The 16036-nt window shown below is 47.4% G+C and carries 17 protein-coding genes; 12 read left to right on the top strand and 5 right to left on the bottom strand.

The annotated features are described in order from the left end of the window. Positions 1-194 precede the first annotated feature (194 nt). From PKOR_RS02010 to PKOR_RS02020, 3 genes are all read left to right on the top strand, one after another. Positions 195-1754, top strand: a complete 1560-nt coding sequence (locus tag PKOR_RS02010; RefSeq protein WP_046308842.1) for an acyl-CoA carboxylase subunit beta — start codon at positions 195-197, stop codon at positions 1752-1754. Between the two features lie 91 nt (positions 1755-1845). Further along, positions 1846-2916, top strand: coding sequence for a M42 family metallopeptidase (locus tag PKOR_RS02015; protein WP_046308843.1), 1071 nt, complete (start codon positions 1846-1848; stop codon positions 2914-2916). A 127-nt stretch (positions 2917-3043) separates the two neighbouring features. Next, positions 3044-3811, top strand: a complete 768-nt coding sequence (locus PKOR_RS02020) for a helical backbone metal receptor (protein ID WP_046308844.1) — start codon at positions 3044-3046, stop codon at positions 3809-3811. Positions 3812-3819: 8 nt separating this feature from the next. On the opposite strand, the gene PKOR_RS02025 is transcribed toward PKOR_RS02020, so the two are convergent. From PKOR_RS02025 to PKOR_RS02040, 4 genes are all read right to left on the bottom strand, one after another. Next, a complete protein-coding gene (locus PKOR_RS02025; RefSeq protein WP_046308846.1) occupies positions 3820-4344 on the bottom strand; it encodes an Imm27 family immunity protein in 525 nt (174 codons plus the stop codon). A gap of 6 nt (positions 4345-4350) precedes the next feature. Further along, entirely contained in the window at positions 4351-5580 is a 1230-nt protein-coding gene (locus PKOR_RS02030) for a 3-phosphoshikimate 1-carboxyvinyltransferase (RefSeq protein WP_046308848.1), read from the bottom strand. Next, positions 5577-6614, bottom strand: coding sequence for a 3-dehydroquinate synthase (gene aroB / locus PKOR_RS02035; protein ID WP_046308850.1), 1038 nt, complete (start codon positions 6612-6614; stop codon positions 5577-5579). Before aroB ends, PKOR_RS02030 begins: the two co-directional genes overlap by 4 nt. A 122-nt stretch (positions 6615-6736) precedes the next feature. Then, positions 6737-7825: a bifunctional 3-deoxy-7-phosphoheptulonate synthase/chorismate mutase type II gene (locus PKOR_RS02040; RefSeq protein ID WP_046308851.1), complete on the bottom strand. Its 1089-nt coding sequence runs from the start codon at positions 7823-7825 to the stop codon at positions 6737-6739. A gap of 223 nt (positions 7826-8048) precedes the next feature. Between PKOR_RS02040 and PKOR_RS02045 the strand changes: the two genes are divergently transcribed. Beyond that, the gene (locus PKOR_RS02045) at positions 8049-9236 is read left to right on the top strand and encodes a proline dehydrogenase family protein (protein WP_046308852.1); all 1188 of its coding nucleotides are present in this window, start codon (positions 8049-8051) and stop codon (positions 9234-9236) included. Between the two features lie 195 nt (positions 9237-9431). Here PKOR_RS02045 and PKOR_RS02050 read toward each other — a convergent pair whose 3' ends face one another. Continuing rightward, a complete protein-coding gene (locus PKOR_RS02050; protein ID WP_046308853.1) occupies positions 9432-9626 on the bottom strand; it encodes a hypothetical protein in 195 nt (64 codons plus the stop codon). A 147-nt stretch (positions 9627-9773) separates the two neighbouring features. Here PKOR_RS02050 and PKOR_RS02055 point away from each other — a divergent pair, with 147 nt between their 5' ends. The 8 genes from PKOR_RS02055 to PKOR_RS02090 all read left to right on the top strand — a co-directional run bounded on the left by PKOR_RS02055 (position 9774) and on the right by PKOR_RS02090 (position 16027). Next, a complete protein-coding gene (locus PKOR_RS02055) occupies positions 9774-10346 on the top strand; it encodes an RNA polymerase sigma factor (RefSeq protein WP_046308854.1) in 573 nt (190 codons plus the stop codon). 46 nt (positions 10347-10392) lie between these two features. Further along, a complete protein-coding gene (locus PKOR_RS02060; RefSeq protein ID WP_046308855.1) occupies positions 10393-11484 on the top strand; it encodes a S1C family serine protease in 1092 nt (363 codons plus the stop codon). A 157-nt stretch (positions 11485-11641) separates the two neighbouring features. Next, a complete protein-coding gene (locus PKOR_RS02065; protein ID WP_084694693.1) occupies positions 11642-12373 on the top strand; it encodes a fasciclin domain-containing protein in 732 nt (243 codons plus the stop codon). A gap of 114 nt (positions 12374-12487) precedes the next feature. Next, entirely contained in the window at positions 12488-13099 is a 612-nt protein-coding gene (locus PKOR_RS23300; RefSeq protein ID WP_158453730.1) for a fasciclin domain-containing protein, read from the top strand. A gap of 123 nt (positions 13100-13222) precedes the next feature. Next, positions 13223-13876, top strand: coding sequence for a fasciclin domain-containing protein (locus PKOR_RS23305; RefSeq protein WP_158453731.1), 654 nt, complete (start codon positions 13223-13225; stop codon positions 13874-13876). A gap of 155 nt (positions 13877-14031) precedes the next feature. After that, on the top strand, positions 14032-14568 hold the full coding sequence (locus tag PKOR_RS02080) for a hypothetical protein (protein WP_046308856.1): 537 nt from the start codon (positions 14032-14034) through the stop codon (positions 14566-14568). Between the two features lie 367 nt (positions 14569-14935). Continuing rightward, positions 14936-15367 carry a response regulator gene (locus PKOR_RS02085; RefSeq protein WP_052738679.1) on the top strand — a complete coding sequence of 144 codons (432 nt, stop codon included), beginning with the start codon at positions 14936-14938 and terminating at the stop codon, positions 15365-15367. Positions 15368-15418: 51 nt separating this feature from the next. Further along, complete coding sequence (locus tag PKOR_RS02090) at positions 15419-16027, top strand: DUF4142 domain-containing protein (protein ID WP_046308860.1); 609 nt, start codon at positions 15419-15421, stop codon at positions 16025-16027. Positions 16028-16036 lie beyond the last annotated feature (9 nt).

Consider the following 16036-nt stretch of genomic DNA (forward strand, 5'->3'; position numbering starts at 1 on the left):
ACTCCAGGCTTTACTTGGCAGGCACAATCCAACCATGGCAACAGGAAACCTGTTATTTTTCTATCCTGTGCCGCCATGGCACCTGCTTAGTCTCATATTCAAAAAATGCTACAATCGTACCGTTTTTAGCAGCAGACTTCATAAATTTGAGGAAACTAATCATTTAGAACTGTAGATATTTTTATACCCTAAATATGGCAGGAGAAATCAGACAGGCCCAGATCGAAACCCTAGAGCGCAAAAATGCCGAAGCCTTACTTGGCGGTGGCCAGGATAGAATTGAGGCTCAGCACAAAAAAGGAAAACTGACCGCCCGCGAGCGAATTCACCTGCTGATTGATGAAGGCTCCTTTGAAGAGATAGGTAAGTTTGTAATGCACCGCTCCAAGGATTTCGGACTGGACAAGCAGTACTACCTGGGTGACGGCGTGGTGACAGGTTATGGCACCATCAATGGCCGCCTGGTCTATGTTTTCTCACAGGACTTTACTGTACTTGGGGGCTCCCTGTCTGAAACACATGCTGAGAAGATCGTGAAGATCATGGAGCTGGCCATGAAAAACGGCGCTCCGGTAATTGGCCTGAATGACTCTGGCGGTGCCCGTATCCAGGAGGGTGTGGTGTCGCTTGGTGGTTATGCAGATATCTTCTACCGTAACACACTTGCCTCAGGCGTAATACCACAAATATCGGCCATTATGGGCCCATGTGCCGGTGGTGCAGTATACTCTCCGGCCATTACAGATTTTATCATGATGGTGGAAGATACTTCTTATATGTTTGTTACTGGCCCTAACGTGGTAAAAACGGTAACTCACGAAGAGGTGACTTCCGAGGAATTGGGCGGTGCCAGCACCCACAGCACCAAGAGCGGTGTGACACACTTCTCCTGCGCCAATGAGGTGGAGTGCATCACCTACATCAAAAAGCTTTTAAGCTATATTCCGCAGAACTGCGAAGAGCTGCCACCATCGCTGCCATATGAAGCTCAGGCTGACGAAACCCGTGAAGTACTCGATACGATCGTACCGGAGAACCCGAACCAGCCTTACGATATCCGTGAGGTGATTGAGGGAATTATTGACCAGGACTCTTTCTTTGAAGTGCACAAGAACTTTGGGGAGAACATTGTAGTCGGCTTTGCCCGGCTAGGTGGCCGCAGCATTGGTATTGTGGGTAACCAGCCTGCCGTACTTGCTGGTGTACTCGATATTAACGCCAGCACCAAGGCAGCCCGCTTCGTGCGCTTCTGCGACAGCTTTAATGTACCGCTTCTTGTTCTGGAAGACGTACCAGGCTTTCTGCCAGGCACTGACCAGGAGTGGCGTGGCATTATCACGAACGGGGCTAAGCTACTTTATGCTTTCTGTGAGGCCACTGTTCCGCGCATTACAGTAATTACACGCAAAGCCTACGGAGGTGCTTACGATGTAATGAACTCCAAACACATTGGTGCCGACATGAACTATGCCTGGCCAACAGCAGAGATTGCCGTGATGGGTGCCCAAGGCGCTGCCGAGATTATTTTCAAACGCGAGATTGCCGCTGCCGAAGATCCGGAGGCTAAACTGGCTGAGAAAGTACAAGAGTACAAGGAGAAATTCGCCACGCCTTACCGCGCTGCTCACCGTGGCTTTATCGACGAGGTAATTATGCCTTCAGAAACGCGCGCTAAATTGATCAAAGCCTTTAAGATGCTGGAGAACAAGGCTGTAACGCTGCCGCGCAAGAAGCACGGTAACATTCCGCTTTAAATTTACATAAACAGTACCTGCAACCTTGTACCAAAATGGGGGAGTATATGGCACAGGGTTGCTTCCTATCTAACCAAACACCTAACAAACAATGAGACAAGAATCATTTGACTTCCTTCAGAAGTACTTGAATAATTCCTCTCCTACTGGTTTTGAATCAGAGGGGCAGAAGCTGTGGCTGGAGTATATAAAACCATACATAGACGAATATTTTGTAGATACATACGGCAGTGTAGTAGGCGTTGTAAACCCGCAGGCAGAGTACAAAGTGGTGATAGAAGCACATGCCGATGAGATCAGCTGGTTTGTGAACTACATCACTCCGGAGGGATACATTTACCTGAGACGCAACGGTGGCTCTGACGCCCTGATAGCACCATCCAAGCGCGTAAACATCTATACAGCCAAGGGAATTGTAAAGGCTGTTTTTGGCTGGCCAGCCATACACGTGCGCAAGGTAGAGAACGACAAAGCACCAACTATCGACACCGTATTCCTGGACTGCGGTGCCAGCAACCGCGAGGAAGTAGAAGCCATGGGTATACACGTAGGCTGCGTGGCTACCTTTGAGGATGAGTTTACCGTTTTGAACGACCGCTACTATGTTGGCCGTGCACTGGACAACCGCATCGGTGGCTTCATGATAGCTGAGGTGGCGCGTATGCTGAAGGAAAACGGTAACCAACTGCCGTTCGGCTTGTACATCGTAAACGCTGTGCAGGAAGAGATTGGTCTGCGTGGTGCCGAGATGATCGCTCACCGCATTAAGCCAGATGTTGCCATCATCACCGACGTAACCCACGACACCCAGTCGCCGATGTACGATAAGAAGTCCAGCGGCGACATTCACTGTGGCAAAGGCCCTGTTATCGCCTATGGTCCGGCAGTACAGAACAATGTGCGCGACCTGATCATCCGTACGGCTCAGGAGAAGGAAATCCCGTTCCAACGTGCTGCTGTTTCACGTGCAACAGGTACTGACACTGACGCTTTTGCCTACTCTAATGCTGGTGTGGCCTCCGCACTTATCTCGCTTCCACTTAAATATATGCACACTACTGTAGAGACTGTGCACAAGGACGACGTGGAAAACGTGATTAAGATGATTTACGAAACTATACTCAAAATTCAGGACAAGCAGGATTTCCGTTACCTGAGCTAAAGCATAACTTTTAGCCGAGTTAAAACCTCGCAGCGCCAAAGGCCTGTGAGGTTTTTTGTTTTTAGACTGATACTGCGTATGTTCAGGTAGCTTAAAACCAAAACATAAAGTGACTTTTACCGACCAGATGGGCCACAGCATAGAACTGGAGCAAAGCCCTCAACGCATCATATCATTAGTACCCTCACAAACCGAGCTCCTATTCAACTTAGGCTTAGCCGATCGTGTAGTGGGCGTTACAAAGTTTTGCATTCACCCTAAGGAGCAGGTAAAGCAGAAGACCAAGGTTGGCGGCACCAAGAATTTCAAGTTTGATGTGATAGATGCCTTGCAGCCTGACCTGATCATCGGCAACAAGGAAGAGAACTACAAAGAAGGTATAGCGCAACTGCAACAGAAGTATAAGGTGTGGATGAGCGACATTTATACTTTAGAAGATGCGTTGGAGATGCTTCGGCAGGTGGGTCAACTCACAGCAACAGAGGCAAAAGCAGCAGAACTCACAGCAAGTATAAAGTCTGGCTTTGCGCAGCTACAACCGGTGCAGCCAAGTATAAAAACGGCCTACTTCATCTGGCGCAAGCCTTACATGGCTGTGGGTAGCCACAACATCATCGACCATATGCTGCAGCGTTGCGGCTTTGTTAATGCTTTTGCCAACCTGGAGCGCTATCCCGAGGTTTCTCCAGAGCAACTGCAGCAAGCCAATCCGCAGCTCATACTTTTATCGTCGGAGCCCTACCCTTTCAAGGAGAGGCACATCCAGGAGTTTCAGGAAATATGCCCTCAGGCAACAATCAAAGTGGTAGACGGGGAAATGTTCAGCTGGTACGGCAGCAGGCTATTATATGGGCCAGCTTATTTGCAGCAGGTTGTAGAAGAAGTAAAGTTGTAGGAAGCTGGTTACAACTTATCTGACAAAATCAGCGCCCTCTTCGAGACATTCTCAAAATAGGCAGCATCCTCTTTTAGCTGCTCTATTGTTTTGCCTTTTACTTCCCGTTTGTTTGTTGGGTCCAGAAGAGAGGTTAAGGTAAAGACCTTTCGTATCCGCTGCTTTTGCTCTGTCGGTAAGCTTTCCAAGTTCATTTCCTCCAGCCGGTTTACAAGCACATGCCGGAAATCTTTCTTTTCCAGCGCCTCTTCTTCGAGCAAACGCATAACGGCGGCTACAGCTTCATCCTCAAAAGGAGATTCTATTGCAACTGCAACCAACTTTTGTGTGGTTGGAAGTGGAAGCCGGATCAGCAGTTCATACCCCCCGCCGCTTTGCTCGCCAGCAGTAGTGTGGTACTTCATCCAGAACCTGCCAGAGGAAGCATCTTTGTAGACAGTTGCCCATCCACCTTCTGCCTCCTCTACCAGTTGCATCTTGCCCAGAAGCTCTTTTATGAGCTTAGCGTCACCATATAGCTTCCGGTTACTCATGTTTTCTTACTCTTTATACTTTATTTCAAACCCTACTTTTTCCAGGTCCTCCCAATACCTTGGGTAAGACTTGCGCACTACGCTTGGCTCCTGAATCTCCACCGGCTCCAGCAGTGCAAGTGGCGCGAAAGCCATGGCCATACGGTGGTCCTGGTACGTGCGGAACGATAGCTCTTTCTTATGAAGTATTCCCGGCTCCAGGCGGAACACCTCTGGCGTTACTTCCTGCAAGGAGGAGTTCATACTCAACACCTCAATCTGTAGCGCCTGAATACGGTCTGTCTCCTTAATACGTAGGCTTTCCAGCCCAGTCATGTCTACTGTTACACCTATGCCGGCACATAGTGCTACCACAGTTTGCGCCAGGTCAGGGCAGTCGGAGAAGTCAAGAGAAATATGGCGCTCATGCTCTTTTTTCAGTAGCCTTACACCATCGGCCTTGAACTCTGTGTACACACCCAGGCGGTACATGATATCTGCAACAGCACGGTCACCCTGGAACGAAGCTTCTTTCAGGCCCAACAGCATAATATCAGCCTCATTGGCCAAGGCCACCATACTATACCAGTAACTTGCCGCCGACCAATCCGACTCTACCGTAAATTCAGCAGCTTTATACTTCTGTGGCTTTACAGTGATGGTATTGCCAGTAAAGTCCGCTGTTACACCAAAGTGCTTCATTAATGAGAGCGTCATCTCAATATATGGTCTGGACCCGATCTTTCCCTCCAGCTCCAGCTCAAGCCCTTCTGGCAATAGTGGCGCAATCATCAGCAAGGCAGAAATATACTGGCTGCTGATGTCGCTGCGCACTTTCAGGTGCTTTTGTCCGCTGCCCTTAAAGCCGCTGATCTTTAGAGGTGGGTAACCTTCCTCCCTCACATACTCGATACTGGCGCCTAACTCGCGTAGTGCCTCCACCAACACTTTTATAGGGCGTTGGCACATACGATCGGTACCTGTTAGCGTCTTTTGCTGGCCTGTTATAGCGTAGTACGCTGTTAAAAAGCGCATAACGGTACCGGCATCCTCCGCGTCAATCGTTTCGGCATCGCTTTTTAAAAGGCGCTGCAGCAGCTGTGTATCGTTGGCTTCGGATAAATTATGAAGCTGCGATTCCTGCCCAGACAATGCCGCAATAATAAGGGCACGGTTGGCTTCGCTTTTAGAGGCAGGTAATTTTATACTTCCGGTCAGTTTGCCGGTTGGGTGGCTAAGGGTGAGACTCTTGCTCATAGTAAGGTATAGTAGCGTAATGATTCAACAATTTCCTGCACTGTAATCGGTTGGTCGTAAACAGCTTTACCGATACGCTCCAATAAAGTGCAGTTGATAGTAGAGCGGGTATTCTTCTTATCCTGAAGGGCAAACTGAGCTATACTTTGAATGTCCTGCTCCGAGAGGCTTACCTTCTCATAAACCGACACCAGGAAAGTTTCTATCCGACTGAGCTCTTCTTCTGAGAGCAGTTCATGCTTTTTGCTGATCCATGCCTCACAAAGCATTCCTACAGCCACAGCCTCGCCGTGCAGCAAAGCCCTCTCTGGCTTATCAAGCAGATAAGTTTCTACGGCATGCCCAACTGTATGCCCAAAATTCAGGATCTTGCGCAAACCTCCTTCTAAGGGATCTGCCTCCACTACTCTGGATTTTATACCCACAGAGTGGCGAATCAGGCCTTCCCAATCTTCAGTAAACAGGCCGATGTGGCGCTGCTCCATAAAAGCATCGGCATCAGAGATAAACCAGTGTTTAACAATCTCAGCATAGCCTGATTTAACCTCGCGTTGCGGCAGTGTTTTCAGAAAGTCGGGGTTGATAAATACTGCCTGCGGCTCCTGGTACACGCCAATGTGGTTCTTCAGGCCTTGGAAGTCTATACCGGTTTTGCCGCCTACACTGGCATCTACCTGCGCCAACAGTGTGGTAGGAACCTGCACAAAGTATAAGCCTCGTTTAAACAAAGCTGCACAGAAACCACCCATATCGCCAATAACGCCTCCGCCCAGGTTCACCAGTACCGACCAACGGTCCAGGTGCAGGTCAGTCATGCGTTGCCAGATGTATTCACAGGTCTGCAGCGTTTTGCGCTCTTCGCCGCTCTGTATCTGTATCAGGTCATGCTCTGGCAGATAAGGCTTTAGCTGCGGGTAGCAGTGGTGCAGGGTATTCTCATCAACCAGCACTGCCACTTTGCTAAAAGCCCTGTTTTTCAACAGCTCTGGTAGTTCCTGCAGTGCATCCCGACCTATATGTATGGTTTCCGTCATTGTTGGTAATTAGAGAGTTCAAGAGCTAAAGCGTTGGAAGTACAGGTATTTGCAGTCCTATTCTCCAAGTGAGGAATTCAGCCCTTCAGCTATAACAAGCCAACAATATAGCAACTGAGGCCTTAAACCCCATCTAAAATTTGTGTTTGTTTGCGGATTGACTCTACATGGATCAGTTTATAGAGCTCTTCAACAAAGGCAGCATTCACACCAGCATCCTCTGCCCAGTCGGCACGGGTACGGAAAATCTCCTTCCAACGCTCCAGTTGTAACACCTGCACGTTATTCAATTTTTTATACTCGCCGATTTGCTCTACCAGCGCCATACGCCGGGCAAGTGCCGCAATAATGTCATGGTCGGCAGCATCTATCTGAAGACGCAACTGTTCGCTACGGTTCTCCAGCTCAGCATCGTCGTAATTGGTTTTACGCACCTGCAGCTGCCCCAGTACTTCTGCTAACCTTGCAGGGGTTACCTGTTGTGTTGCATCGCTTAGGGCTTCGTCAGGTCTTGGGTGCGTTTCAATCATCACGCCATCATATCCTAAGTCCAGCGCTTTCTGCGATATCGGGAAGAGCAAATCACGGCTGCCTCCTATGTGGCTGGGGTCTACAATTACCGGCAGATCCTGGTACTGCGCCTTCAGCTCTATGGGAATTTGCCATAAAGGCACATTCCTGTACTTTGATTTCTGATATGATGAGAAACCACGGTGTATGGCCGCCAAATTCGTTACTCCCGCACGGTAGATACGCTCAAGGGCTCCAATCCATAAGGCTAGGTCGGGATTAACAGGGTTCTTCACCAGTACCGGCACATTCACACCCTGCAGCGCATCGGCTATCTCCTGCACAGCAAAGGGGTTAACCGTGGTGCGGGCCCCAATCCAGAGCACATCAATTCCATGCTTCAAGGCCTCCTCTACGTGTTTGGCTGTGGCAACTTCCGTCGAAACTTTCAGCCCCAACTCCTGCTTTACACGCGCTAACCAGGCTAATCCTTTGGTACCTACGCCTTCAAAGCTTCCGGGCCGTGTACGTGGTTTCCAGATACCGGCGCGAAACAAGTGAACATGCTGCTGCTTTAGTGCCTCTGCCGTCTGCATAACCTGCTCCTCACTCTCGGCACTGCACGGACCTGCTATTACCAGCGGTTGCCCCTGGTCAGCCTGCAGGCCCTTGAAAAAAGATTCTCTGCTATTAAACTTCATCAATTGTATCTATTGTTACAAAGGTAGCTTATGCAGCAACAAAAGGACAGAAGAGGTATAATTTTTGCCTGAACTGATTGCTCCGTTAGCCACCATAACAGAACAGCAAAGTAGCTGACGGAGTTTATACTTTCTGCAAAGTATAAAATAAGCAGAGGCCCCCGTATGAGATGGTTGCGTACTGTGCCCGAAGCACTATCTTTGCACCGCTAATTTTACTTACATGAACCCGATTACCAAAGTCTCTTTCGACGATACAGCCGTTGCCTTCTCATCAAAGTCTGACGCTGAATTATACAAAATGTATGCGCTGTTTAAAGCCATGAACAGCAATACTTTCGTGAAGGTTGGAGGCACTCTGTTGAACACAGCCCTGAGCCTTCATCTTCCAGTAAAGTTTATTATAAAGCCTACTATTTTCAACCACTTCTGCGGCGGCGAAACCATTGAGGAATCGGAGCGTGCTATAAAAGAGCTGGGAGCATATAACATCGGTACAATTCTGGACTACTCGGTAGAGGGCGAAGGCGATGAGAAAAGCTTTAACGCTACCCGCGATGAGCTGCTGAAGTGTATCGAAAAGGCACATGGAAATAAACATATTCCTTTCGCAGTTTTTAAGATAACTGGTCTTATTGACATCAAACTGCTGGAGAAAGTGCAGGAGAGGCAGGAGCTTACTGCCGACGAGCGTGCAGCCTTTGAGCGTGGTCGTGATCGTGTAAATACCATCTGCAAACGCTGCTATGAACGTGATGTACGCGTGTTTATAGATGCTGAAGAGAGCTGGATACAGGATACTATCGACAACCTGACCTATGAGATGATGGAGCTTTACAATAAAGAGAAAGCCAACATCTACAATACCTACCAACTCTACCGCCACGATCGTCTGGACGTAATCAAGCGTGATTATGAGAATGCTATCAAGGGCGGCTACTACCTTGGTGCCAAGCTGGTGAGAGGTGCCTATATGGAAAAGGAACGCAAGCGTGCTCAACTCGAAGGCTACCCAAGCCCAATCAACCCAACAAAAGAAGCTACAGACAAGCTGTTTAATGAGGCCCTGCGTTACTGTGTGGAGCGCCTAGATCGTATTGCTTTCTGCAACGGCACACATAACGAAGATAGCTGCTATTTGCTAGTAGAGCTGATGGAGGAGTTTGAGATGGAGCCTAACGACCCGCGCGTGCACTTTGCCCAGCTGTACGGCATGAGCGATAACCTCTCCTATAACCTTGCCCATGCAGGTTATAATGTAGCCAAGTATGTGCCTTACGGCCCAGTGGTGGAGGTAATGCCATACCTGTTGCGCCGTGCTAATGAGAACACGGCCATTGCTGGCCAGAGCAGCCGCGAGTTCACCCTTATCCAGAGCGAAATTGAGCGCCGCAAGAAGGCGAAGCAATAAAGTTTAAAGTAACATATGCCATCAAAAACAGCAGCAAGGCCGGCTACAATATAAAGCCGGCCTTGCTGTTTACCACTTACGAGTCGAATAAGCGGTGGCAAGTACTTATAAAAGCAATGGGCCTCGCGCGTATGCACGAGGCCCATTGCTGTGTTTCGGAACTATAAGCTATTCGCTGTATTCCTCTTTTTTTGATTACTCAACTACAGTAGCAGAGTCAGCAGCTACGTCAGCAGCAGCAGTATCTTCAGCTGGAGCTTCTTCAACAACTGGAGTTTCTTCTACAACTTCAGTCTCAGTAGCTTCAGTTTCAGTAGTAGCAGCTTCTTCGTTGCAAGCTGTGAAAGAAAGAGCAAGAGCTACGATAGCGAAAGTGAATAAATTTTTCATTTTTGTGTTTGTGATTAAGTGTTTTGGTTTCGATTTTGACCTTCATACCGAAATCAGGCAGAGGTAACCCTGCTTTCCGAAAATTTTTAAAAATATTTTTTTTTGTGGGTTACAAAGCGCCCGCACGCGTATTAAATTTTGACTGGAATGAAGAAGAGTTTGTATGAGACGGATGAGGCGGTAATACAGGGTATCCGGCGCAGTGACGACAGGGCGCTCGCCCACCTATACAAACTGTACTTCCCGATGATTTCTCACTTTATCTTGAGTAACAGCGGAACCGATGACGAGGCAAAGGACATTTACCAGGAGGGCGTTATTGTGTTCTATGAGAAGATAAGGGATAATAGTCTGGAGTTAAGCTGTCAGATCAAGACCTATCTGTACTCTGTGTGCAGAAGGCTTTGGCTAAAGCGCCTGGCAGAGAAAGGCCGCTTTGCTTCCAAGCTTGACGAGACCGACAGCTTTGTGCCCGTTGATGAGGACACGCTACAGTACGAAGAGCAGGAAAGGCAGTTTGGCATAATGGGCGAAGCACTGGAGCAGCTTGGTGAGCCCTGCCGCAGCCTGATCGAAGACTTCTACATCCGGATGCAAAACATGCAGGATATCACGGACAAGTTTGGCTACACCAATACCGATACAGCCAAAAACCAGAAGTATAAGTGCCTGCAGCGCCTGAAGAAGATATTTTTTGCCACCTATAAACCTGAGGTATAAACAGGTTACATATTTGATGGCCTCATAGGCCAAGAAGAAGACTAGCATGTTAGAGTACCGCGCATACGAAGAGATAGAACGCTACCTGGACGGCCGCATGGCCCCCGAAGAAAGGATTGGTTTTGAGGCATTGCTTCGCACCGATGCCCGCCTGGCAGAGCAAGTGCAGGAGCATAAGCAACTTCTGCAAACCATGAAAAGCTTTGGAAAGCGGCAGGACCTGCGCCAGAAGCTAAACCTGATACACGGCGAAATGGAGGCAGAGCAAGAGTCTGTTGCAGCTACTCCAAACGGCTGGAAAATATTCTGGAACCGACACAAGCAAACAGTTGCAGTGGCCGCCAGTGTGTCGCTTTTATCTGTGTTCGGTACCCTCTGGAGTGTGCAACAGCTAAAAGCACCGGTACGGCAGCAGACAGCACGCTATGTAGAACTTCGCCGTGAGGTGGAGCGCCTGAAAAAAGCCCAGACTGCTATCATCAATGGTATCAACGATGCCAGTAAGCCAGCTCCTCGCCCGGCTACATTTAGCGGCACCGGCTTTGCCATCTCTTCAGACGGTTATATAGTTACCAGCTCACACGTAGTGGAAGGCGCTGACTCCATTATGATCGAAAACAAGTCTGGCTACAAGTATAAAGTAAGCGAAGTATATCGCGACGAAATTCACGACCTATCTATATTAAAGGTATCTGAAGAGAATTTTGATGGCTTCGGCAAGCTGCCTTATACCTTCAAGAAAACTGAATCTGACCTTGGCGAAAGGGTCTTTACACTCGGCTATCCGCGCGAGGATATTGTTTTCGGGGAAGGCTCTCTTAGCTCCTCTTCCGGTTTTGAAGGAGATACCACAGCGTACCAGATATCTATTCCGCTTAACCCGGGTAACAGCGGTGGCCCACTTCTCGACGATAAGGGCAACCTGATAGGTGTGATTAGTGGCAAGCAAGCTGGGCAGGAAGGTGCTGCTTTTGCTATCAAGTCTGCTTACCTGCTGCAGCTGATCGATGAACTAGCCGTTACAGGTCAGGTTCTGCCACTAGATCTACCAAAAAATAATGCACTTTCTTCCCAAAGCAGGCCACAGCAACTCAAAAAGCTGCAGGAGTACGTTTTTGTAGTGAAGGTGTACAATTGATAAGTGAAAGGCCGTAACCTTGAGGTTTAAGTATCCGGACCACTCCTTAATACAGGTATAAAGCAACATCTAAACTCAACATTTTCAGCAGTTTTCAGTTATAATATAGTTGTAAGTATTACTCAAATATTGAGCAACTATTTAAAAACTGAAAGCTATGAAAAAGAGAATGATGATACCTATGGCTCTAGCAGCAACTATGATGTTTGGATGCGCGAGCTCAAACGATAGTATGAATGATACCACTGCCATGGACGATAACGTGACCATGAGCGAAACCCAGACTATGGCTGGTACTGATGATATGTCTTCTGAAAGCAGCATGTCTACCACTGCAAGTATGGAAGCGAGTGCTAATATACTCACCTATAATGATATCATCAGCGCAGGCGAAGGCACGATAGACTACGATGACATGTTCAGCAACATCAGCGACACGAAGCAACATGATGCTCTAGCGCTGATTAAGATGGACCCAAACCTATCTACTTTTGCCAAGCTACTGGAGCAGGCAGAGCTAGAGGATGACCTGCAGCGACTTGATGAGTACACTCTTTTTGTGCCTACAAATCAAGCGTTTGCCCAGCTAGATCAAGAGAAACTGCAATCTCTATTGTTGCCAGAAAACAAAGCTAAGCTAATGCATGTACTACAGGCACACGTACTTCCAGGGGAAGTTTCTTCTCTGCAACTTGAAAACAATACCCGAATTCAGATGTCAGAAAACTCTCATATTCCAGTAGAGGTAGGTGTGAACAATACAAACATTACTGTTGGCGGTGCCCAGTTGGTACGCTCCAATATCGAAGCTTCTAATGGTACAATCCATGTGATTGATGGTGTTATACTTCCAGAAAATGCCCGTGAAGACGATGCAACTGGATACTAATCCCTTAGATTGACATAAGTTGAAACAAAGCCCTCCTAAGAGGGCTTTGTTTTTATTATAGACCATCTTAAAGTGATGAGGCATATCCTAACCCTACAGAAAGTACCCCTACATATGAAAATAACGAAACCCTTGATTATGGCGGCACTTGCCTCCACAACTTTATTTGGATGTACCACCTCCGAGGAAAGCGTGAATGAGAGCGTAGCAATGGAAAGGCCGGATGGGCTAAATGATAATACTACAGTAGCAGACTCAACCGACTACAGCCAGATGTTCGCTGATGTGGGTAACACAGCACAGTATGATTTAATATCGCTCATGCAGAAAGATCCCAATTTATCGACCTTTGCAATGATGCTGGAGCAGGCAGGGCTGACAAATGACTTAGCACAGGGAGAATCTATAACTGTCTTTGTTCCTGTTAACGCTGCCTTTGCCTCATGGCCCCCAGACTCACTGAACATGCTAATGTTACCAGAGAACAAGGCCCAGGCTATTCGGCTCCTGCAAGCCCATGTGCTGCCTAACAAGGTATACTTTAACGAGTTTGACAGTAGCCAACGCATAGAAACCGGCGGCGGCGAGTATGTAACTGTTGAAGTTAGTGGAAATGGATCTCGTGCATCCATAGGTGGAGCCACCATAGTAAAACCAGACATTGAGGCCTCGAACGGAATAATCCATATAGTAGATAACCTTATATCCCCAATAGATGCCCCTTAAACTACTGTTTGCCGATTGAGGCAAAACACTGCGCTTTACATAGAGTACTTGGGTGTAGCTAAGATGATCTTCAACATTTTGCAACAGAATCAGGTAGAATCAATAGAACCAAACAATAAGGCTATGAAAACTATAAATATATTGGCAGCCGCACTGATCTCTGCATCTGTGCTAGGCGGCTGCGCTAATTCTGATACCAGTGCGAGCATGGATAGTACAGTGAGTTCTGGTGGTAATGCTGCAAAAACATCTACAATTGGTGGAGCAGCAGAGTCACAGGCGCCAATGGATCCGGACACAGACATGACAAAAGAGGGTACTTCTAATAGTGTGGTTTCGGCAGATAACCCACTTGGCCGCAGACCAAGTATAGTAGCGCTGGCGCAGCAAACACCGGAGCTTTCCATATTTCTGCAGCTTATCAAAGCCGCCGACATGGTTACTATACTAGAGAGCCCAGCCCCTTATACTGTGCTTGCTCCTACCAACAAGGCTTTTGATGCTTTGCCAGACGGAACCGTAGATGCCCTTATGCAGGCTGGTAGTGAGCTGGAATTACAGCGAATCATACAAGCACATGTGCTTCCGAACCGCATCACAACCGATGAAATGAAAAACAACATGCCTATGATGACAGCCTATGGTGAGGAGGTAATTGCCACACGCAAGGGCGGAACCTTGAAAGTGGGCAATGCTACTGTCCTCAAGTCAGACATACAGGCTTCTAACGGGATAGTACATATTATTGATAGGGTACTGGCCCCACCTTCAAAGTAAACTGCTGAAAAACACATAAAAGTGCCTAAATCCTTGCTACAAGCTAATTCTCGTAACTATAGGTTGGGCTTTTCGTTAAAAAATGAGTTGGTAAATTTTTAATTAAGCTTACCAGCTTACAAGAGATACATACACAAACCAAAACTAAAAAAGCTATGGTAAACAGAACTGATAATGCTGGAATGATGACCGCAATGTTTAGAGACAGAGCGAGTGCAGAGCGTGCCTACGATGAACTTCGCGCCCGCGGATATGATAAAGATGATATAAACGTAGTCATGTCTGACGATGCGAGAAAGCGCCATTTTGGGGATGACGACAAAGATCACACAACAGAGTTGGGCAACAAATCACTTGAGGGAACAGGTGCTGGCTCAGCTATTGGTGGTACATTGGGTGCTATAGTTGGCGCTGTGGCTGCCATTGGTACTTCTGTAGCCATTCCAGGTCTTGGCCTAATAGTAGCTGGCCCATTGGCAGCTGGTTTAGCAGGTGCCGGTGCCGGTGGCCTAACAGGTGGCCTTATAGGTGCGCTGGTTGGTGCCGGTATTCCTGAGGAGCGCGCCAAAGTATATGAGTCAGGCGTGAAGGAAGGTAATATTGTACTGGGCTTTAAGCCACATAATCCTGAGGATGCTCGTTACTTCGAATCTCACTTCCAGCAAAACAGAGGTGAGCATATCTACTACTAGCAGCAGTAGTTAAACACTGAACTGTAAATAGTATTTCCCCTGGTACTGCGTCTTTAAGCACAGTGTCAGGGGATTTTTGTTTCCCTTCCCCACGCTACATCGAAATCCTAGAAATACGCCCTAAGGTTGCAGCGCTAATTACACGTTGGTCTTTCAACAAAAAATAGCTATTATTGAACATGAATAGGACAATAAACAGGTTGCACTATCTGTTATTTATACGATTGCACGTTATTCCATCGTTGTAACACTAACAATAGTACACCTAGTTAATTTTCTATAAATCTGTGCAATTCGCACTCATTGCTGGCATGGCATTTAATTTAGGAATCCGTGCGCAGATAAAAGCTACAGCATAAAAGCAACCATGTATAAACTGAAACACATCCTGATTATTGATGATGATCAAATAAATACTCTGTTTTCCCAGATCATTCTTGAGGATGCTGATGTTAGCAGCCTGGTTTCTATATGCCATAGTGTACCGGAGGCACTTGACTTTCTACGTGCCACTGAAACTACGGAAGACACAGCTTTTCCGGACCTGATCCTGCTAGATATCAGTATGCCCTCTATGGATGGATTTGATTTTCTGGACCGCTACTACTCTTTGGGTTATAACAAACGTCATAAGACGTTTATCTCCATGTTTACCTCTTCTGAGGAGCAGGAGCATGTTAACCGAGTGCAGAAGTACGAGGTAGTGGTCGGATTTATCAAAAAACCATTGTCCATTCCAACGCTCCATAACATACTTGCACTGCAGGATAACAGCCGTGCAGAAAACAATTTGTCATAGTTTCGTATGCATTAGGGTATAACAATTAGTATCCTACTATAACAATAGACTATGAAGAACACGATGATAGCCATCTGGTGTATGGCAGGGGCTCTACTGTTTTCCTCCTGCGGCTCCGGATCCGGCAACGAGACCACTGATGCTACGGACTCTCAGACAGCTACTATAGCTGGTACAGACTCCACAATTACTGATGAAAACAAGGAGCTTCTGGCTTTTGCAGCTCGTAACAACATGCTCCAGATTGAGCTTGGAAAACTGGCTGCTGACAAAGGAGTTACAAACCAAGTAGAGTCTTATGGTCAGAGCCTGGTAGACTGGTACACCACAAAGCAAGAAGAACTGCAGAAACTGGCACAGCAGTACAATGTTTCCCTACCACAACAGATGGAAAGTGAGCAAACAGACCACCTGAAAGAACTGCAGGAAGCTGAGGCAGGGAAGTTCGACACAGAGTACTGGGAAAATGTAACGGAAGCGCAGAAAGCAGCCATTGATAAGCTTGAAGGCAACCTAAAGGATGTGGATGAGGCTAGCGCTACGGCTTTTACACTTTGGGCCCGCAATACGCTAAAAGAGCTTCGTGCACAATATGAGCAAGCAAGAGGATTTGAGGTTGAACTGAAAAACGAAGAAAGCGGTATTTCTGAGGCTATTTAACTTTGATCT

Origin of the sequence: Pontibacter korlensis, assembly GCF_000973725.1 — a bacterium.
Taxonomy (GTDB): domain Bacteria; phylum Bacteroidota; class Bacteroidia; order Cytophagales; family Hymenobacteraceae; genus Pontibacter; species Pontibacter korlensis.